The organism is Bacillus sp. RAR_M1_44, from assembly GCF_020165935.1.
GTDB lineage: Bacteria > Bacillota > Bacilli > Bacillales > Bacillaceae > Bacillus > Bacillus altitudinis.
In genome coordinates this window covers 1,895,836-1,915,960 of the sequence record NZ_JAIUKX010000001.1, presented here as the reverse complement: position 1 = coordinate 1,915,960, position 20,125 = coordinate 1,895,836, and the positions used below count along the sequence as shown (strand labels likewise).

Here is a 20,125-nt window from a genome sequence, read left to right as displayed (position 1 = left end):
GAATTGCCGATATATTTAATAATCACTATTTTCTTAAAAAAGGAGAATCAAAATGAATATTAATACGTCATATACAGCCAGTTCTTCGAACAATCTGAACCAAATAGATTCTAAAGGTCAATCAGCTATTAAAAGTACAAATGAAGTGATGACCGAATCTGATAGACGGATGAAAATATTAGATGAAAAATACGAAAAAATAAATGAACAAAACAAACGATTCAAAGATCCTCATGGTCATATATTTGATAAGTATCGAAATCCATACTCTCCTTATTTCAGAAGTGACCTAACCAAACCAGAAAGAGATGCTGCTTACTCTATGGAAATTGGTTGGGCTAACCATGGGAGAGGAGGGTATTATAATTTTAATGATGCCGCCTTCCGTAATGAAAATCGGTACGATCCTACCCAAGAAAGTGTAGAAAAGAAACTATTAAATCGTCAGAAGGTGAACGAACAACTGCAAGCTTTGTTTTCTACCAATGGTTTGAATATTCCTAAAAACGCCAATTTAACTTTTACCATTGACCCAAATCATTTTAAATTAGTGGTGAGTGGAACAACTGACGAGTCGCTGGTCAAACAAATAGAAGACATACTGAATACAAGTAACAATACAAGAGAACTATTTTTCCATATTATGAAAAGTAGAAATGATGATTCGACTCAATTCACGCCGGATTCACTTGCAAAGTTCCACCTTGTCAATCAAATCAAAACGGTGACAGGCTACAATTTAAAAGATTTAAGCATTGTAAACGGTCAATTTGTAACGGATACCGGAGCGAATATTTTCGATATCTACAAAGAAGAACTTCTGAAAAATCCATACACAGCAGAAAATGCCCGCATTGCTGCATCACATTATGGTGCACAGCTCTTTGACTTAGCCAAAAATGGATTTGATTCTATTCCCGATTTGGTATTATCTATTGGGTATGAAAACGGGTCATTATATGACATTGGACAAAAGGTGAATTATGGAGTATCAAAGTGAAGATCAATACATCAAACGCAGCAACTGTTCTAAACAATCAGAACTTTACCGACTTCAATAGCCAATCAGCTATTAAAAGTACAAACGAAGTGATGACCGAATCTGATAGACGAATGAAAATATTAGATGAAAAATACGAAAAAATAAATGAACAAAATAAACGATTCAAAGATCCCCAGAGCCATATATATGATAAGTATCGAAATCCATACTCTTCTTATTTCAGAAGTGATCTAACTAAAGTGGAGAGAGAAGCTGCTTATACGATGGAAATGAGTTGGGCAAGGAATAATAAAGGTGGACAATATGACTTCAATGATGCTATTTTCCGTAATGAAAAACGGTACGATCCTACCCAGGAAAGTGTAGAAAAGAAACTATTAAATCGCCAAAAGGTGAACGAACAACTGCAAGCTTTGTTTTCTACCAATGGTTTGAACATTCCTAAAAACGCCAATTTAACTTTTACCATTGATCCAAATCATTTCAAATTAGTGGTGAGTGGATCAACAGACGAAACCCTAGCCAAACAAATAGAAGATATACTGAATACAAGTAACAATACAAGAGAACTATTTTTTCATATTATGAAAAGTAGAAATGATGATTCGACTCAATTCACGCCGGATTCACTTGCAAAGTTCCACCTTGTCAATCAAATCAAAACGGTGACAGGCTACAATTTAAAAGATTTAAGCATTGTAAACGGTCAATTTGTAACGGATACCGGAGCGAACATTTTTGATATCTACAAAGAAGAACTTCTGAAAAACCCATACACAGCAGAAAATGCCCGCATTGCTGCATCACATTATGGTGCACAGCTCTTTGACTTAGCCAAAAACGGATTTGATTCTATTCCCGATTTGGTGTTATCTATTAGTTATCAAAATGGCTCCTTACAAGACATTGGGCAACAGGTGAATTATGGAGTTAAGAAAACGATAGATTAAAAACGCACCTGATATTTGCAAGGTTTGATCATGTGCGTGTTCATGCCATGTTGGAGTATCGATCACATGTGTGAACAACAGCTACAAATTCCATTAGCGATACAAAGGACTCTATAACAATTTATGTTACAGAGTCTTTTCTATTTGAAGTGTGTTGTTTCGCTGTTCAACAAAACATCGACATGGTAATTTTGACTATAGTTGATGTTTTTCACTTTTTTATTGATGAAAATGTTAAAATGATGAGTAGCGTATTTTTTTATGAAAGGACGGTGCTTGGCATGACGGAACTTCTCGATGACCGGCTGCCGCCGCAAAATATAGAAGCCGAGCAGGCCGTATTAGGTGCTGTTTTTTTAGAACCATCTGCGCTAACGCTCGCTTCTGAAGTATTAATTCCAGAGGATTTCTATAGAATGTCGCATCAAAAGATTTACAATGCGATGCTTGTACTTGGTGATAGAGGGGAACCGGTTGACCTTGTCACGGTGACATCAGAACTTGCCAATACAGACTTACTAGAAGAGGTAGGCGGGATTTCGTATTTAACCGATATTGCGAACTCTGTCCCAACTGCCGCAAACATTGAATATTATGCAAAAATTGTAGAAGAAAAATCCATTTTAAGACGTCTGATCCGTACAGCGACAACCATTGCACAGGATGGATATACGCGTGAGGATGAAGTAGAAGATCTATTGAGTGATGCTGAAAAAACCATTATGGAAGTGGCTCAGCGTAAAAACTCAGGAGCTTTCCAAAACATTAAAGACGTTCTTGTTCAGACATATGATAATATTGAACAGCTTCATAATCGAAAAGGTGATATCACTGGGATTCCAACGGGTTTCTCAGAGCTTGACCGGATGACAGCTGGCTTCCAGCGAAATGACTTGATTATTGTAGCGGCTCGTCCGTCCGTAGGGAAAACAGCCTTCGCGTTAAATATTGCCCAAAACGTTGCGACCAAGACAGATGAAAGTGTCGCCATCTTTAGTTTAGAGATGGGCGCTGAGCAGCTGGTCATGCGTATGCTTTGTGCCGAGGGAAATATCAATGCACAAAACCTAAGAACCGGTAATCTCACAGAAGAGGACTGGGGTAAGCTGACAATGGCGATGGGTTCGCTATCAAACAGTGGGATTTTCATTGATGATACACCTGGTATTAGAGTCAGTGAGATTCGCTCGAAATGCCGCCGTTTGAAGCAAGAAAACGGGCTTGGTATGATCCTGATTGACTACTTACAGCTCATCCAAGGGAGTGGACGATCAAGCGATAACCGTCAGCAAGAGGTATCTGAAATTTCTAGGGCTTTAAAGTCACTAGCAAGAGAACTTGAAGTGCCGGTCATTGCCTTATCACAGCTTTCTCGTGGGGTAGAGCAGCGTCAGGACAAACGTCCGATGATGTCTGATATTCGTGAATCAGGAAGTATTGAGCAGGATGCCGATATTGTGGCGTTCCTTTATCGTGATGATTACTATGACAAAGAATCAGAGAATAAGAACATTATTGAAATTATTATTGCGAAACAGCGTAACGGTCCAGTTGGAACGGTATCACTGGCTTTCGTGAAAGAATATAACAAATTCGTCAACTTAGAGAGAAGATTTGACGATGCGGGTGTTCCGCCCGGTGCTTAAAGCCCAGCTCAAGAAGCTGGGCTTTTTTTGATCCATCTACATCGAAAGAATGACTGAAAAACAGTCGAAATAAGGAGGAGTGGTAGAAAAAGAGAGCGTATACTAAAGGGAGAGAAAAGGAGTGATGACTGATGAAGTTTCAACAATTCGAAGCCGCTCAATTACGCATCGCACGTCCGACCGTCAACATGAAAGAGGTTGTTTCTTTTTATGAAGAAGGTTTAGGGCTGAAACGAATAGGCTCATTTGATCAGCATGAAGGGTATGATGGTGTCATGCTTGGGCTTCCTCACCAGCATGTTCATCTGGAAATCACCAAACATGAAGAAGACGAAAGCTTGCCTGTTCCCCACCCAGAGCAGCTGCTTGTATTCTATATTCCGGATGAAGAAGAATTTCAGCAGATGAAAAAGAGACTGATCGCATTTGGTGGACGGCATGTCACCTCTACGAACCCGTACTGGGATCGAGGAGGCGTGACGATTGAAGATCCAGATGGATATCGAGTGGTGCTCATGAATACAGAAGGAATTACACCTGATTAAGAAAGACTCCCATCTCGTGGGAGCCTTTTTTGTTAGGAACGAGGTGTGACACGGAGCTTCAGTGCTTTTAGTCCATACATACCGCTGCTTGTCATTGGGACGTAAGAGAGAAGCTCTAGTGATTCATATCGTGACTGTATGGCTTTGATGGCAGTGCATGCTTCCAGGCGAGCAAGTGGTGCGCCTAGGCAGAAATGAATGCCGTGGCCAAAGCCAATATGGGGATTAGGGTGCCGGTGTATATCGTACTCATGTGCGTTTGGAAATTGACGCTCATCCCGGTTCGCAGAAGCAAGAAAGACAATCACACTGTCTCCCTTTTTCAAGACTTTTCCTCCAAGTTCGGTGTCTTCTGTGACATACCGGACAATGGTAGGCGCAGGGGCACGGAAACGGACAGCCTCCTCCACAGCACGAGGAATGAGGTCAGGTGATTGAGCGAGCGCTTCATACGACCCCGGATTTTCTAACAAACTAAAGATCATATTGGAGATCAGGTTGGTGGTCGTTTCGTTGCCTGCTAACAGGAGAAGATTGCAGAAAGGAATTAATTCGTCTGCGGACAGCTTATCTCCATCTTCCTCCGCTTGGATTAAAAGCGAAATCAAATCCTCACTAAGGTTCTGCCGCTTCTCTTCAATGATGTCAGCAAAAAACGCCATCATGTCCGCTTCGCTTTGATCCCGTGTTTTTTGCCATTCAACGACATCTTTTTCATGTTCACTTTTAGGCATGCTGACGAGAATATCGGACCATTCTTTAAAGGATTGTTTATGTTCTGTTGGCACACCTAAAAGCTCTGCAATGACTATGACAGGAAGCGGATAGGAGATGTCTTGAACAAGATCAATCTCTTCCTTACCTTCTATTTGTGCAATGAGATCATCCATTAACTCTTGAATGCGTGGTTCCCACAATTTCATCACCCGGGGTGTAAAGGCTTTGCTCACAATGGAACGGATTCGTGTATGTTTTGGCGGGTCCATCATGACCATTGTTTTCATCAGTGAATGTTTCCGGTGGTCTTGAGGAGGTTGACTAGAAAAGGTATCTTTATCGATGGTGACGCGCTTTGCTTCTTCATAGGTGAAGACACTCCATGTTTGGCTGTGTTCATCAAAATGAACAGGAGATTCTTGACGCATTTTGGCGTACCAATCAAATGGGTGATACGGGTCCTGCTTATTTTTCCCTCTTAATAACGCTTTCTGAACGGCACTAGGTGTTGTTGTTTCCATGATCATCACTCCTTATGGGTTGTCAGATGATTCCTTTTTTTCACTGTGTTAGATTTAAAGGTAATTCATCAGGAGAAAGGATTCAACCAACAGAAAGGCGAAATCTGTTGAAGAAAATGGGAAGGGGAGAGCGGCTTGTGGCGGACTGCTACAGAGGGGATAAGCGCGCAACTGAATCAAAGCAACAATTAAGAAAAGCGTTATTTCAGTTATTAAAGGAGAAGGAATGGGGGAAGATTTCTGTACAAGATTTGACGAACAAGGCAGGAATCCATCGCACCACCTTCTATCAGCATTATGAGGATAAGTTTGACTTAGCTCAGCAGGTCATGGATGAGATGTTTGATGTCATGAAAACCGCTATTTTTGCTCCTGTACATGAAAATGAGTGGAAGAGCGATCATGCAGCATATGTGTATATTTACCGCTTTTATCAGCATTTGCAGGAACATGAAGAGGAGTATCAGATTCTCTTGAAAAGGGGAAGAGAGCTTAATATTCATCAGACGGCCAGTGCTTTTTTTGAAGAAAGCTTTACTTTGGGGCTAGAAGAAGTCACAGGTTCACCACCTGATCCACAACACGTTCCTCTCGAGATGCAGAAGCAATTTGTCATTTCTGCTTATGTTGGAACAGCTGAGTGGTGGCTGAGAAAAGGCAGACCATACTCACCCGACTTTATGGCAAGTTCGATGATTCAATTGATTGAAAATCACTGAACAAACGGAAATGAGAAAAACAGTAATTTTGATCGAAATCTTCTTGTTTAAGCGTAGAATGAGCAATTAAAGCGCTTTTCCTCACATGTAAAACGAACAAAATTTGATTTCGAGATATTAATGTTCGGATTTCACGTTGACTTTTTCATTGTGCATTGATAAAATAAATGTGTTTGAAAGAGATAACGTTTTGAAAGGTTAACGGAGGTGCACGATATGTCTTCAGTAGTCGTAGTAGGTACGCAGTGGGGTGACGAAGGGAAAGGGAAAATTACCGATTTCCTTTCAGAAAATGCAGAGGTGATTGCCCGTTATCAAGGGGGAAACAATGCAGGTCACACAATCAAATTTGATGGAGTGACTTACAAGCTACACCTCATTCCGTCCGGTATTTTTTACAAAGAGAAAACTTGTGTCATCGGTAATGGAATGGTGGTTGATCCTAAAGCGTTGGTCACTGAGCTTGCGTATCTTCACGAACGGAATGTGAGTACAGATAACCTCAGAATCAGCAATAGAGCCCATGTCATTCTGCCTTATCACTTAAAATTGGACGAGGTAGAAGAAGAGCGGAAAGGGGCTAACAAGATCGGTACGACGAAAAAAGGAATCGGACCAGCTTATATGGACAAAGCTGCCCGCGTCGGAATCCGTATCGCAGATTTATTAGATCGTGAAGTATTTGAAGAGAAGCTTGCACGTAATCTAGAAGAGAAAAATCGTCTTTTAGAGAAAATGTACGACACAGAAGGCTTCAAAATTGAAGATATTTTAGATGAGTATTATGAATATGGTCAGCAAGTGAAAAAATATGTCGTGGACACATCTGTTGTATTGAACGATGCTCTAGATGAAGGCCGCCGTGTTCTTTTTGAAGGGGCACAAGGCGTTATGCTTGATATCGATCAAGGGACATATCCGTTCGTGACGTCATCTAACCCAGTGGCTGGAGGCGTGACGATTGGTTCTGGTGTAGGTCCTACGAAAATTCAACATGTGGTCGGCGTATCAAAAGCTTACACAACTCGTGTAGGTGATGGCCCATTCCCGACAGAACTCCATGATGAAATTGGCGATCAAATCCGTGAAGTTGGCCGTGAATACGGTACGACAACTGGCCGCCCGCGCCGTGTTGGTTGGTTTGACAGTGTTGTTGTCCGTCATGCACGCCGTGTGAGTGGAATTACAGATTTATCTCTTAACTCCATTGATGTACTGACAGGGATTGAGAAATTGAAAATCTGTGTCGCTTATAAATTGAACGGAGAAATCACTGAAGAATTCCCAGCAAGTCTAAATGAATTAGCGAAATGTGAACCTGTCTACGAAGAAATGCCAGGTTGGACAGAGGATATTACAGGTGTGAAGAATTTAAGTGAACTGCCTGCAAATGCCCGTCATTACTTAGAGCGCATTTCACAATTAACAGGTATTCCACTTTCTATTTTCTCAGTCGGACCAGACCGTTCCCAAACGAACGTTGTCCGCAGCGTGTACCGTCCATCATTATAGACTGATCAGACACCAGTAAAATCACACATTTTACTGGTGTCTTTTTTTGTTTAAATATTCCTTAATTTCTACGGAACGCTCTTCCTGTCATTACCAAAATGTGATAACTGTATAAAAAGGAAGGAGCGTTCTAGTGAAAGAAAGAATACGATTATTAGATATTTTACGAGGTTTTGCGATATTAGGTACATTGGGTACAAACGTCTGGTTTTTTGCATACGCAGGGGATACCTTTGCGACAGATCAGATTGCGGATGAATATGAAAATGGTAGTTTTCTTGAAAGTCTTGTCTCTATGTTCGTTTATGGCAAAATGCTATCGCTGCTCACAATCATGTTTGGCGTAGGGCTAGAGCTGAAATACCAGCAGGCGAAAAGAAAAAATACGACTTGGCCGGGTACATATTTATGGATTCTTTTATTTTTATTTATTGAAGGCTTTGTCCATTTTGCGCTAGTGATGGAATATGATGTGCTCATGAGTTACGCCGTCACGGGTTTGCTTGTGGCGTTTATTGTCCGTGGAGGGAGTCGGCGCATCAAAAAAGGCATGATTGTCTCGGGTGTCATTCATTTGTTGGTGACGGCTTTTCTCGTTGTATTTTCTTTCTCTGAATTGGAAAATGAATCCTATGACGAGAGCAGTGAACCAGCGTACGAAGAACAACTGCCGGAGACATGGATATCTCAAGTTCAAGACCGATTACAGCACTTTTTGATGTACCGAGAAGAAGCAATCTTTATTATCCCAATGAATACCTTTTTGTTTTTATTAGGTGTGCGGATGATGAGAGCCGGTGTATTTTATGCAAATGAGCGTGGGCAAACTCTGCGGAAAACATTGTTCCGAATGGGTTTGTGGATTGGACTGCCGCTGAATGCGCTCGTCTTTGTACCAAATGACATAGTGGAATTCGTGGTGCGCTATGTGTTTTCGCCATTCCTCTCTATTTTCTATATTGCTGTCGTGGCGAAGCTTCTAGCACGCACGGAGTCATGGTTCATGTGGACTTGGTTTGAATATGTAGGGAAAATGGCGCTTAGCTGCTATATCCTGCAAAATGTCATCTGCTCGCTTCTTTTTTACAGCTGGGGATTGGGTCTTGGCGGTCAAATCAACGCCCCCCTTATCGTCTTGTCATGGTTGTTGATCTCTCTGCTGCAAATCGCCATTTCAGCCCTTTGCTTACACGTCTGGCGAATTGGACCAATGGAGTATATCCGATCACAGGCACTTCGCCGTGTGACAATGAAGAAAGCATCTTAAAGGGGAATAGATACAATGTTTTTCAAAAAAACGACGAAAAGAGAACAAGCCAATGCACAAAAAGCAGCAGGATCGGCGTTTGTTTTTTATCTTCTAGCATTAGGAGGACATGCGTCTTACGCTTTTTTTCAAGGTGAGAGTACACCTGTGACTTTTGTGATTTTAATGACAGGTCTTCTTGTGTTTTTCACCGCAGATTGGCTATACAACAAAAAACATTCATAAAAAAGAAGCTCTCCGATGAGAGCTTCTTTTTTATTTTAGGCTTTTATATTGGCCTTTTAAATTTTTACGAATGTATTGAATGATTTTGCGCAGTTCGTTGGCATGCGGTCTGCCAAATGGACTTGTTTGTCTTTGCTGATAGAGGACTTGGCCTTTTTCATTTAATAAGAAATAGGCAGGTTCTCCGTGCACCCCATGATCTTCGTATGGGGCATCTTCCCCGTGATAGAAGACTTCATAGGCTTTCAATGATGTGAGGTTTTGGTCAGACATGATGGGGAAAGAAAGTCCCTCTTTGTCTGCAAATTCTTTCAAGTCTTCAGGGTTATCCGTTGAGATCGTCATTAAGTGAATATCCTTGTCTTGAAAATAGGATTGCTGTTTTTCCAGCTCTTTTAATTCCTCGACACATACTGGGCACCATGATCCTCTAAAGAAAACGATGAGGTGCCAGCTTTGATGCTCCTCTAAATGTTTGTAAAACTCAATGTGATCGCCCTGCACTGTTGGCAGTGAAAAATCGGGCATTTTATCTCCTAATTTAAATGAACTCATCCTATGCTTCCTCCTTTTTCAATCACCATGTTGTTTGTTTCTTGTATAACCAATATTGGTCGGAATCAAACGTTTCTGTGTGCTGGATTGGGCAGTAGCCATTGATTGAATGAAGGCGCTTGCAGGATGAGGCGGTTTAACAGAAGATATCAAATCCGACACTTTTTTTAAAAAAATGTCGAAAAACGTATTGCCATATGTAATTACTCTATGATATTATAAATCTCGTTGTTGCAAAGGTCTCTGAAACTTGTTAGGATGCGATGTTCCAGCTTTTTTAAAGCGATTGGTTTGACGCAGTACAACTTCTTCAGAATTACTTTTCACAAACCGAGAGCCATTAGCTCAGTTGGTAGAGCATCTGACTTTTAATCAGAGGGTCGAAGGTTCGAGTCCTTCATGGCTCACCATGTTTTGGCCCGTTGGTCAAGCGGTTAAGACACCGCCCTTTCACGGCGGTAACACGGGTTCGAATCCCGTACGGGTCATTGATTTACTTTAGCGTTAAGCTAATTTTTCCTCACTTGCTTGAAGGAGCACCACGATTGCTTTTTCGGGCAAGTTACTGAGGTCCGGTAGTTCAGTTGGTTAGAATGCCTGCCTGTCACGCAGGAGGTCGCGGGTTCGAGTCCCGTCCGGACCGCCATTTATACATATTCATCTTTTGATGATGGCTCGGTAGCTCAGTTGGTAGAGCAACGGACTGAAAATCCGTGTGTCGGCGGTTCGATTCCGTCCCGAGCCACTTCCAAACGCATCTGCAATCGCAGGTGCGTTTTTATTATGAAAAGAAGGCATAAAAAGGGAGAAGCCGGACCTAGGTAGGGCCCGGCTCCATAAGAAGAAGACGTTACATGTATATAGACGTTTGGTGACTGGAAAAGTTTCAATAAAAAAGGAAAAAGTCATCAAATTTTTTGGGTGAAGTTCTTCTATCCAACGTTTACTAGCTAAGAAAGCCGTTATTATTTTTATCTTTGCCTCGTAAAACGTTATAATAGACAGTGAGCCTTTTTTTTCGTAAATGAAGAAGGCGTAATGAGACATGCAAAATGGAATGACATAGATGCTAAAAATGCAGGAGGAAATCACAATGGAAAAAAAGATTCTTGTCGTAGATGATGAAAAGCCGATTGCGGATATATTGGAATTTAACTTAAGAAAAGAGGGCTACGAGGTTCATTGTGCGTATGACGGAAATGAAGCCCTTGAAATGGTAGAAGAAATTAAGCCAGACATTATTTTGCTCGACATTATGCTGCCGAACAAAGATGGCGTTGAAGTATGCCGTGAAGTGAGAAAGAAATATGACATGCCGATTATCATGCTGACAGCAAAAGACTCTGAAATCGATAAAGTCATTGGTCTTGAGCTTGGCGCAGACGATTATGTCACAAAGCCATTCAGTACACGCGAGCTGCTTGCACGTGTAAAAGCAAATTTAAGAAGACAGACGGCTGCTCCGCAATCAGAGGAAGAATCTGAATCAAATGATATCGAGATTGGTTCACTTGTGATCTACCCAGATGCGTATGTCGTGTCTAAGCGTGACGAAACGATTGAGTTAACGCATCGTGAGTTCGAATTGCTTCATTACTTAGCGAAACATATTGGACAAGTCATGACACGTGAGCACTTACTGCAAACGGTTTGGGGCTACGATTACTTCGGAGATGTCCGTACAGTAGACGTGACAGTCCGCCGTCTTCGTGAAAAAATTGAAGACAACCCTAGCCACCCGAGCTGGATCGTAACAAGACGAGGCGTCGGCTACTATTTAAGAAACCCAGAGCAGGACTAAGATTCTTATGAGTAAAGTAGGTTTTTTTCGCTCGATTCACTTTAAATTGACCTTGATTTATGTGCTGCTGATCATTGTCGCCATGCAGATCATTGGCGTGTACTTTGTGAAGCAGCTAGAGCAGTCCTTAATTAATTCATATGATAATTCCTTGAATCAGCGAATCTACTCGTTATCGTATTACCTAGAACAAGATTCATCGAAAAGCAAGGCAGAATTAAAAGAGGATGCTCAAAAGATATTAAACGATTTTAACAACAAAGATGAGTCTAATGAAATTTCTGAAGTCAGCTATATTGACGAAAGCAGAGAGGTCATTGCCTCTGTGAATAACGGCAGTCAAGAGATTGCCGGGAAGAAAATCACAGATCAAATCATTAGCCGTATTTTCGCGGTTGGCAAAGACTACGAAAAAAAATTCTATGACCCAGAATCGAATAAACGAGTCCGCATATCAGCAACAGCCGTGAAAAATGAGAACCAAGAAACTGTTGGTGTCATTTATGTGGTCTCATCCATGGAAAGTGTTTTTAACCAAATGCGAACGATCAACACCATTTTGGCGACGGGTACACTCATCGCACTTGGGACGACCGCTCTACTTGGTATATTCATATTCAGAACCATTACACACCCAATTTCGGATATGAGAAAGCAAGCGATCGAGCTCGCCAAAGGGAACTTTTCCAGAAAGGTCCGAAAGTATGGACATGATGAGATTGGTCAACTAGCAACGACATTCAACCATCTGACGAGAGAGCTGGAGGAAGCGCAGCTGATGACAGAGGGTGAGAGGAAAAAGCTTTCTTCTGTTATCGCCTATATGACCGATGGCGTCATTGCCACGAATCAAAACGGGGCCATTATTCTATTAAACAGCCCGGCACTAGAGCTTTTGAATGTTTCACGTGAAACAGCTCTAGAGATGCCGATTACATCCTTGCTTGGCTTAGAAGAAACTCATACATTTGAAGATTTAGTCGAAAATCAAGACTCCATGCTGCTAGAAATTGAACGTGAAGATCAACTGTCTGTTTTGCGTGTCAATTTCTCAGTGATTCAGAAAGAGCATGGGAAGATTGATGGCTTGATCGCGGTCATTTATGACGTAACCGAGCAGGAAAAAATTGATGCGGAACGTCGTGAATTCGTGGCGAACGTATCCCATGAGCTGCGCACACCGCTTACGACGATGCGAAGCTATCTTGAGGCTCTCGCTGAAGGTGCGATTGGTGATAAAGAGCTTGCGCCAAGGTTCCTCAGTGTCACGCAAAATGAAACAGAGCGCATGATTAGACTTGTGAATGACCTGCTCCAGCTGTCTAAGTTCGACAGCAAGGATTATCAATTCAATCGTGAGTGGACGAATTTTATCAGGTTTATCTCGCTCGTCATTGATCGTTTTGAAATGACGAAGGAGCAGCATGTCGATTTCATCCGGAACCTGCCGCAGCGTGAAATATATGTGGAAATTGATCAAGACAAAATCACACAGGTGCTCGATAATATCATTTCCAATGCTATGAAATACTCGCCAGAGGGTGGACACATTACGTTCACTGTCGATTTGGATGAGGAGCAAGGTCTTGTGTTATTCAGTGTCAAAGATGAAGGAATCGGTATTCCGAAGAAGGATATGGATAAAATCTTTGAACGTTTTTATCGAGTGGATAAGGCAAGAACAAGAAAACTTGGAGGAACCGGCCTAGGTCTTGCGATTGCAAAAGAAATGGTTCAGGCTCATGGCGGAGATATTTGGGCTGACAGCATTGAAGGAAAAGGAACAACGGTAACCTTTACCCTTCCGTACAATGAAGAACAAGAGGATGATTGGGATGAAGCGTGAGACCTTTAAAACCATTATATTGACATTCCTAATTGCGATCAGTCTTGTGTTTACGTGGAATATTTGGATGTTCCAGCCCGTCATGCAGGATCAGGCGGATGCCGGTACACAGGTCGTGGAAACGAAGAAGATTTCAAGCGACGAGCCTCGGAGTCTCATTGATGTCGTGAAACCGCGTGAGATGTTCATCCATTCCAATGGAGAGCATTTCAAAGTGGATCAAAAGGAACTCTTCCAAAACTTTTGGAATGATGTGAGCCTGTGGGATGTCAAAGAGATTGCCGATGTGTCGGACCAATATTCCGAGCAGAAATTTAAGAATTTCTTCTATGGACGCGAGGGGCAAGGCAAAACATTGGATCTTGTGTTCAATGATCCGATTCCGATTGATATTTTCCAAGCGCTGTTTAAATGGCCGAATAAATCCATTGAATACAACTCATTTGACCGGATGATTGTGCCGTTCGCTCAGCCGGATAAGGCCAATAAGAAAGTCTATTTGGTTTCATACAGCAAGGAAACGGTGCTTGAGCTGACGATTGAATCAGCCAACTATCGTAATCTGATGGATAGTATTGCAGCCGCTCAAAACGAGATGCCGCGCTATGATCTATATACTTTCTCTACGAATTCAAAACGAGATTTCCTTCTGCCGCAGAAGCAAAAGCAGCTTGAAGCGAAAATGTTCTTTATCGAAACGATTAAGACAAGCAAATTCAAGGACGCTTTGTTTACAGACCCAAGTCTAGTTGGGGAGGAATCTAATTTAAACCGGACGGTGTATACAGATGGAACGAGTCGTCTTGAAGCAAATCAAAAAGACCACCGCATCCAATATCAGCATCGTAATATCAATTCTAGTACCGTATTCCAAACGGGAGATTTGATCAAGCGAAGCGTGAAGTATTTCAATGATACCGGAAGTTTTACCGATAATTATCAATACTTCGGCATTAACAGCAACCAGCAGCTGTCCTTTAATATGTTTATGGATGGACTGCCGATCGTCAACAGCACAAAACATCCATTTGGTATGACATCACTTGAAGTACAATGGGCGAATGATGACATCTTGAGTTATAAGCGTCCAAACTACATTCTCGGCAACAAAGCGAGTCAGAGTGAACAGGTCAAACTGATGAATGGGACAGAGCTGAAAAACTTGATCATCAAGCAGACGAAGTATGATGATTTAGAGAAAATTGAACAGATTTTCCCTGCCTATCAAGCGACATCCACGGCATCAGATCAGGATCAAGCGATGTTTGTCTGGCTAGAGCCGGTATGGTGTATGAAATATAACGGAAAAACCGTCATTTTATCGAATGATTTGCTGACAGAGGGGAGCGAGAATCATGGAGTGGAATAAGACCAAAACGATCTTTATCCTAGCCTTTCTCGTTCTCGATATCTTTCTAGGTTTTCAATACTTTGAAAAGCGATCGACCGATCATTTTGCGATTATCGAAAAAACAGATACGCTGGAAGAAATGAAGGCAGACGGAATCAAATATGGCAATCTATCAGATGAAGCGAAGATTGGATATCGCATTACAGCTGAGAAAAAGCAATATACGAAAAAGGATGTCGACGGATTAGCTGATCAAAAGACGAAAAGCACATTCCCGAAAACCGAGAAAGATGATCCTGTCACCCTGCTTGAAATGACCTTCAATAAACCAGTTGCATTGCCGAAAAAAGATATGAAAACAGCAGCGACCAATCTTGTGAGCCAGCGTTTGCTGGATGGCAAGAATTATAAGCTCTGGAGCATCGATGAAGAAACAGGTGAAATTGTCTTTTTCCAAACGTATAAAGGAAAATACATCTTCCAAGAAGGTCTTGATGACACCGAAACTATCGGGAAGATCACATTGGATGTGAACGATCAAAACGAGGTCGTCTCGTATCGGCAGTCGATGGTGACATCGATTAATGAAGTGAGAAAAGAAACCCTTGTCCCGGCGCTTGAAACGGTGAAGGACTTATATACACAAAATATGCTGAGCCAAAACACGACAGTGAAAAAAGTGGAGCTTGGCTACTACACGCAATACCCAGGTGCAAGCACTCAAGTCATGGTTCCTGTATGGCGAGTAGAGATTGAAGGCGTGGCAACTGGTTCAAAGAAAAAGACAGAGGAAGAATATTTGATCAATGCCATTGATGGTTCAACACTTGATCATATAGAGAAAGAAGACAAATCTTCATTGGAGTGAGAGAACATGAGCTTGCAGTTCAGTGTACTAGCGAGCGGAAGTACGGGGAACGCTTTTTATTTAGAAACAGACGAGCATGCTTTTTTAGTAGATGCGGGCTTAAGCGGCAAACAGATGGTAGAGCTGCTTGGTCAAATAGATCGCAAGCCGGAAGACTTGGACGGAATTTTTGTCACACACGAGCACTCAGATCATATTAAAGGACTCGGTGTGATGGCAAGAAAGTACAAGCTTCCTGTCTATGCAAATGCGAAAACATGGAAGGCGATGGAGTCACATATTGGGAAAGTGGATACGGAGCAGAAATTCCACTTTGATATGGAGACGGTTCAATCATTTGGCGGTCTCGATGTTGAATCATTTGGCGTATCACATGATGCGGCAGAGCCCATGTTTTACGTATTCCATTATGGCGGGCGTAAACTTGCCCTTATGACGGATACAGGCTATGTGAGTGACCGGATGAAAGGGATTATTAAATCAGCCAATACGTTCGTATTTGAGAGCAACCATGATGTCGGCATGCTGCAAATGGGGCGCTACCCATGGAGTATCAAACGCAGAATTTTGAGCGATGTCGGACACGTATCCAATGAAGATGCAGCTCTTGCTATGACAGACGTGATTGGAGACGCCACCTCACGCATTTATTTGGCCCACTTGAGTCAAGACAACAACATGAAGGACTTAGCCCGTATGGCGGTCCAGCAGACGCTTGAAATGAAGGGCTTTGTTGTAGGGGATGGCTTTGATTTATATGATACGGACCCGAAAAAAGCAACCCCACTTTGCGCCGTATGATTTTTACAATCGTATGATTAAGATAAGAGCTTCTTACCAACACTATATACATCATCTATTCACTGAAAGGAAGGAAACATAGTGGATTATCGCGATGTAGAGTGGAAGCCGAGACGAAGCAGAAAAGGATATTTCCTATCTGGTCTGATCGGTGTATTGGTAGGAGCTTTTTTAATGGGATTCTTTTTCCCCTATGTGTCTGGACAGAGCGGCAGCCCCTTTGGCTGGCAGTCAGCTGGAGACCAGCAGGCATCAGATGGCCCTTTAAAGACCGTCAATGTGAACGTGAATGATGCGGTCACAAAAGTGGTATCGAGTATGTCGGATACAGTTGTCGGCGTCATTAACATTCAAAAGTCGAGTTTTTGGGAAGAAGGCGGTGAAGCAGGCAGCGGGTCAGGTGTGATTTATAAAAAAAAGGGAGACATCTTTTATATCGTGACCAACCATCATGTCATCAAAGGCGCAAACCAGCTTGAAGTGAGCCTTCAGGACGGGACAAGGATCGGGGCAAATCTTGTCGGCAGTGATCAGCTGATGGATTTAGCGGTACTCACGGTCAAAAGTGATAAGATCAAGAAAACCGCCGCCTTCGGCAATTCAGACCATGTCAAACCAGGTGAGCCGGTCATCGCCATCGGAAATCCATTAGGCCTTGAATTTGCTGGCTCCGTCACACAAGGTGTGATTTCTGGAACAGAGCGTGCGATCCCTGTTGATTCTAATGGTGATGGACAGACGGATTGGAATGCGGAAGTTTTGCAAACGGATGCCGCCATTAATCCTGGGAACAGCGGCGGAGCCTTGATTAATATGGACGGCAAAGTGATCGGCATCAATTCAATGAAGATTGCTGAGTCAGAGGTGGAAGGGATTGGGCTGTCTATTCCTGCGAATCTGGTGATCCCTGTCATAGAGGATTTAGAGCGCTATGGAGAGGTGAAGCGTCCGTACCTTGGTGTTGGGATGAAATCACTAGCAGATATTGCGAGCTATCATTGGCAGGAAACGTTAAAACTACCATCAAAGGTCACAACCGGAGTCGTCGTGATGAGTGTCGAGCCTTTATCTCCAGCAGGAAAAGCGGGGCTAAAAGAGCTGGATGTCGTGACGTCGTTTGACGGCAAGGAAGTACAAAATATCGTCGATCTGCGTAAATATCTTTATCAAAAGAAAGTCGGCGACAAGGTAAAGGTGCAATTTTACCGAAGCGGAAAGAAAAAATCAGTCGAGATCAAACTCTCCCAAACCGATCGGTTCGGAGGCTAGCCAGTTCCTATAGGGGACTGGCTTTTTTTACATGCCCGGCATATGATAAAGGAAAGGGGGAGATACGTTTGGTCACATTACAGCCGATGTCACAAACGGATTATGACGTCTTGATAGAGGCATCTATTAAGAGGTACGCAGAAGAAAAGATACTCGCAGGGACGTGGGGTCAGGAAGAAGCGCAAAAGAACGCAGAGGAACAATTTGAGCGGCTGCTACCTGAAGGTCTTCAGACAGAGGATCATGAGCTGTGGACATTCATGCATGGAGACGAATCCATTGGGTGGGTATGGCTTTGCTATGACCGAGATCATCCTCAGCATGAAGGCTTTATTTATAATTTTATTTTGTTTGAAGCGTATCGGGGAAAAGGCTTGGCAAAACAGGCCATGTCGGCATTAGAAGAGCAGGCAAAGTCATTAGGTGTGAAAAAACTATCGCTACATGTTTTTGCCCATAATCAAATCGCCCGCTCACTTTATGAGAAAACGGGGTTTGCTGAGACTGGAATTTACATGAGCAAGCCTTTATAAAAAAAGAGAAGTACCGTGCGGCGAGCGTACGGTACTTTTTTATGTGGACATCATGGCATCTTGCGTCGTGACTCGGTATAGGTCGACTTTGCATTTCACAAACGCACGGATGATGGCTGGGACTTGAGCTTCTGAACGAATCAACAATGAGGTCTCGTCATCTCTGATCACAAGGTCTGATCCCACACTTTGTAAGTACTGCGTGAGAACAGGCTTCACCTCATCATCAATCCATGCATGCTTGAAGGTGGCACGAATGGTTGAGGACGTGATGGTTTTCTCTTGAGGATGAGTACTTGAGGACACGATTTTTCCTTCAGATATGAAAGCTGTTTTGGTACAAATAGGCTGGGTGAACCTTGGCTCGTCTGCTGTTAAAAAGACAGTTTTTCCTTCAAATTTTAACGATTCAATCACCCGCTGGATATGTAAGATAGAATCTGCATCAATATCCGCAAAAGGCTCATCAAGTAAAATAAAGTCAGGCTGATGAGCGATGGCTTGAGCCATTCCGAGCCGCTTCTTCATCCCAGGTGTAAAGGCACCGACTTTCTCTTGATGATAACGATGTAAGCCAACAAATTCGAGTAATTCTTCATAATAGCTCGTTTTTTGGCGAGTACCCGTAATTTTCGATAAATAGGCAATATGCTCAATAGCAGTCAGCCCTTCATATAAATCCGTATATTCAGGCAGAACACCGATATGATGACGTACTTTTTTTAACGACGTCATGTTCATCATGATAAATGTGCCAGAGGTGGGGCGGGAGATCCCTGTAATGATATTAAAAAAGGTCGTCTTACCAGCACCCTTCGGTCCAATGAGGCCGAAGATATCCCCTTGATGGATATCAAGATCAATATGATCTATTGCGACTTTTGTCCGATATTTTTTTGTCAGCCCTTTTGTGTGAAGCACTTAGACATCCCTCCTCTGAAACAGTAGTGCCGTTCCAACGAGTAAGACAACAGTCAATGCAGCATTCATCAGCACATAGGTCAGCGGTTCACTCCAGCGCGCATAATAATAAGGCGTCACGTATTGGAACCAGTGAATCAACCGTTCTGAAGAAAGAACAGACATCATGCTCATGATTGGAAATAGAAAGGAAAACAACATGCCAACAAACATCGATTTCTGTGGTGTTGGAAAGAGCATGGACAAAAACAAAGCACAGGAGATGCCGACACTGATAAACGTTAATATTTTTAAGGCATCAGAGAACAGAAAACGATGTGAAATCACCATATTTAAAATATATGTGGTCATAATGCAACTGAGCCAAAACAGCATCAGCCCAAGATATTTCCCGATGACAATGTTTAAACGGGTCGTTTTGCTGACGAGAAAACGAATGGTTTTCAAATGAATTTCGCGGCTCAAAATATCATGAGATAATAAAAAAATAAGGAAGAAACCAAATAACGAAATCACTAGTTCATTCCCAATGGAATAAGGGTCCTTTGCCTGTTCCCACTTCCCTTGATAAGCAGCTATAAATGGAAGACTTGAAACAAAAGTAGATAAAATGAAAATAATAACAATAGTTAAGATGGATTTTGTGCTTTTGAAGAGCTGCTTAAATTCATTCATACAGATGGTCCACACACACTGTACCTCCCTTCATCTTTATTATACCCCTAGAAAAGAAAGACACCATATCTCGCTCTTTAACATTTGCTTAAATTTTATAAAAAAGAAGACTCTTCCAGAACAGTTAACTCATTTTTAAAAATGTTCAGAAAAATATCTTGATTTATCAAAAAACATCATGTATGATAGCTTTAATTCAAGATAGTTAAACAGGCAATGACGAGAGAAAGTACAATCATCAATTTTTCCACAGAGAGCTTCGGTAGCTGAAAAGAAGCAAAAATAATGATTCGAAAAATGGTCTCTGAGCCTCGTGCTGAACATATCCATGATATTAGTAGGTGACGACGAGAGTTGGTACTCGTTATCAAAACCACAGTATATGAGCCAAATTGGAGCT

19 protein-coding genes, 4 tRNA genes and 1 other annotated feature (1 of these 24 cut by a window edge) are annotated in these 20,125 nt (G+C 42.1%); of the genes, 19 read left to right on the top strand and 4 right to left on the bottom strand.

Annotation, left to right across the window (positions count from 1 at the left end; genetic code table 11):
• The first annotated feature begins 52 nt into the window (after positions 1-52).
• From LCD34_RS10165 to LCD34_RS10150, 4 genes are all read left to right on the top strand, one after another.
• Positions 53-1,000: a DUF4885 family protein gene (locus LCD34_RS10165; RefSeq protein WP_056703845.1), complete on the top strand. Its 948-nt coding sequence runs from the start codon at positions 53-55 to the stop codon at positions 998-1,000.
• On the top strand, positions 997-1,953 hold the full coding sequence (locus LCD34_RS10160; protein ID WP_224558900.1) for a DUF4885 family protein: 957 nt from the start codon (positions 997-999) through the stop codon (positions 1,951-1,953). The genes LCD34_RS10165 and LCD34_RS10160 overlap by 4 nt, the downstream gene beginning before the upstream one ends.
• Before the next feature lie 281 nt (positions 1,954-2,234).
• Positions 2,235-3,599: a replicative DNA helicase gene (gene dnaB, locus LCD34_RS10155; RefSeq protein WP_003214779.1), complete on the top strand. Its 1,365-nt coding sequence runs from the start codon at positions 2,235-2,237 to the stop codon at positions 3,597-3,599.
• Positions 3,600-3,730: 131 nt separating this feature from the next.
• Complete coding sequence (locus tag LCD34_RS10150) at positions 3,731-4,144, top strand: VOC family protein (protein WP_017359894.1); 414 nt, start codon at positions 3,731-3,733, stop codon at positions 4,142-4,144.
• A 32-nt stretch (positions 4,145-4,176) separates the two neighbouring features.
• On the opposite strand, the gene LCD34_RS10145 is transcribed toward LCD34_RS10150, so the two are convergent.
• Entirely contained in the window at positions 4,177-5,382 is a 1,206-nt protein-coding gene (locus LCD34_RS10145) for a cytochrome P450 (RefSeq protein ID WP_224558898.1), read from the bottom strand.
• Positions 5,383-5,498: 116 nt separating this feature from the next.
• On the opposite strand from LCD34_RS10145, the gene LCD34_RS10140 reads away from it, so the two are divergent.
• From LCD34_RS10140 to LCD34_RS10125, 4 genes are all read left to right on the top strand, one after another.
• Positions 5,499-6,101, top strand: coding sequence for a TetR/AcrR family transcriptional regulator (locus LCD34_RS10140; protein ID WP_283933450.1), 603 nt, complete (start codon positions 5,499-5,501; stop codon positions 6,099-6,101).
• Positions 6,102-6,317: 216 nt separating this feature from the next.
• A complete protein-coding gene (locus tag LCD34_RS10135; protein ID WP_007497400.1) occupies positions 6,318-7,613 on the top strand; it encodes an adenylosuccinate synthase in 1,296 nt (431 codons plus the stop codon).
• A 133-nt stretch (positions 7,614-7,746) separates the two neighbouring features.
• Entirely contained in the window at positions 7,747-8,880 is a 1,134-nt protein-coding gene (locus LCD34_RS10130; protein WP_213407109.1) for a DUF418 domain-containing protein, read from the top strand.
• Between the two features lie 15 nt (positions 8,881-8,895).
• Positions 8,896-9,105: a hypothetical protein gene (locus LCD34_RS10125; protein ID WP_024718463.1), complete on the top strand. Its 210-nt coding sequence runs from the start codon at positions 8,896-8,898 to the stop codon at positions 9,103-9,105.
• 30 nt (positions 9,106-9,135) lie between these two features.
• Here the strand turns inward: LCD34_RS10125 and LCD34_RS10120 are convergent, their stop codons facing one another.
• Positions 9,136-9,660: a peroxiredoxin family protein gene (locus LCD34_RS10120; protein ID WP_017368445.1), complete on the bottom strand. Its 525-nt coding sequence runs from the start codon at positions 9,658-9,660 to the stop codon at positions 9,136-9,138.
• 334 nt (positions 9,661-9,994) lie between these two features.
• Between LCD34_RS10120 and LCD34_RS10115 the strand changes: the two genes are divergently transcribed.
• The 11 genes from LCD34_RS10115 to LCD34_RS10065 all read left to right on the top strand — a co-directional run bounded on the left by LCD34_RS10115 (position 9,995) and on the right by LCD34_RS10065 (position 18,129).
• Positions 9,995-10,070 (top strand) — tRNA-Lys (locus tag LCD34_RS10115).
• Positions 10,071-10,076: 6 nt separating this feature from the next.
• Positions 10,077-10,148 (top strand) — tRNA-Glu (locus LCD34_RS10110).
• Positions 10,149-10,229: 81 nt separating this feature from the next.
• A tRNA-Asp gene (locus LCD34_RS10105) sits at positions 10,230-10,306 on the top strand.
• A gap of 26 nt (positions 10,307-10,332) precedes the next feature.
• Positions 10,333-10,405 (top strand) — tRNA-Phe (locus LCD34_RS10100).
• 348 nt (positions 10,406-10,753) lie between these two features.
• Positions 10,754-11,461, top strand: a complete 708-nt coding sequence (yycF, locus tag LCD34_RS10095; RefSeq protein ID WP_017359978.1) for a response regulator YycF — start codon at positions 10,754-10,756, stop codon at positions 11,459-11,461.
• 7 nt (positions 11,462-11,468) lie between these two features.
• Entirely contained in the window at positions 11,469-13,307 is a 1,839-nt protein-coding gene (gene walK / locus LCD34_RS10090) for a cell wall metabolism sensor histidine kinase WalK (protein ID WP_007497390.1), read from the top strand.
• Complete coding sequence (gene yycH, locus LCD34_RS10085; RefSeq protein ID WP_224558894.1) at positions 13,297-14,676, top strand: two-component system activity regulator YycH; 1,380 nt, start codon at positions 13,297-13,299, stop codon at positions 14,674-14,676. Before walK ends, yycH begins: the two co-directional genes overlap by 11 nt.
• Positions 14,663-15,526 carry a two-component system regulatory protein YycI gene (locus LCD34_RS10080; RefSeq protein ID WP_024718467.1) on the top strand — a complete coding sequence of 288 codons (864 nt, stop codon included), beginning with the start codon at positions 14,663-14,665 and terminating at the stop codon, positions 15,524-15,526. The genes yycH and LCD34_RS10080 overlap by 14 nt, the downstream gene beginning before the upstream one ends.
• A 6-nt stretch (positions 15,527-15,532) precedes the next feature.
• Complete coding sequence (locus LCD34_RS10075) at positions 15,533-16,327, top strand: MBL fold metallo-hydrolase (protein ID WP_007497388.1); 795 nt, start codon at positions 15,533-15,535, stop codon at positions 16,325-16,327.
• An 81-nt stretch (positions 16,328-16,408) separates the two neighbouring features.
• Positions 16,409-17,596 (top strand): S1C family serine protease, encoded by a 1,188-nt coding sequence (locus LCD34_RS10070; protein WP_017359974.1) that lies wholly within the window; start codon positions 16,409-16,411, stop codon positions 17,594-17,596.
• Positions 17,597-17,664: 68 nt separating this feature from the next.
• Complete coding sequence (locus tag LCD34_RS10065) at positions 17,665-18,129, top strand: GNAT family N-acetyltransferase (RefSeq protein WP_008347480.1); 465 nt, start codon at positions 17,665-17,667, stop codon at positions 18,127-18,129.
• 39 nt (positions 18,130-18,168) lie between these two features.
• On the opposite strand, the gene LCD34_RS10060 is transcribed toward LCD34_RS10065, so the two are convergent.
• Together LCD34_RS10060 and LCD34_RS10055 are read right to left on the bottom strand one after the other, a co-directional pair.
• Positions 18,169-19,050: an ABC transporter ATP-binding protein gene (locus tag LCD34_RS10060; protein ID WP_224558883.1), complete on the bottom strand. Its 882-nt coding sequence runs from the start codon at positions 19,048-19,050 to the stop codon at positions 18,169-18,171.
• Positions 19,051-19,740 (bottom strand): ABC transporter permease, encoded by a 690-nt coding sequence (locus tag LCD34_RS10055; RefSeq protein WP_008347476.1) that lies wholly within the window; start codon positions 19,738-19,740, stop codon positions 19,051-19,053.
• A gap of 192 nt (positions 19,741-19,932) precedes the next feature.
• Positions 19,933-20,125, top strand: a binding site (T-box leader) (it continues 78 nt past the right edge of the window).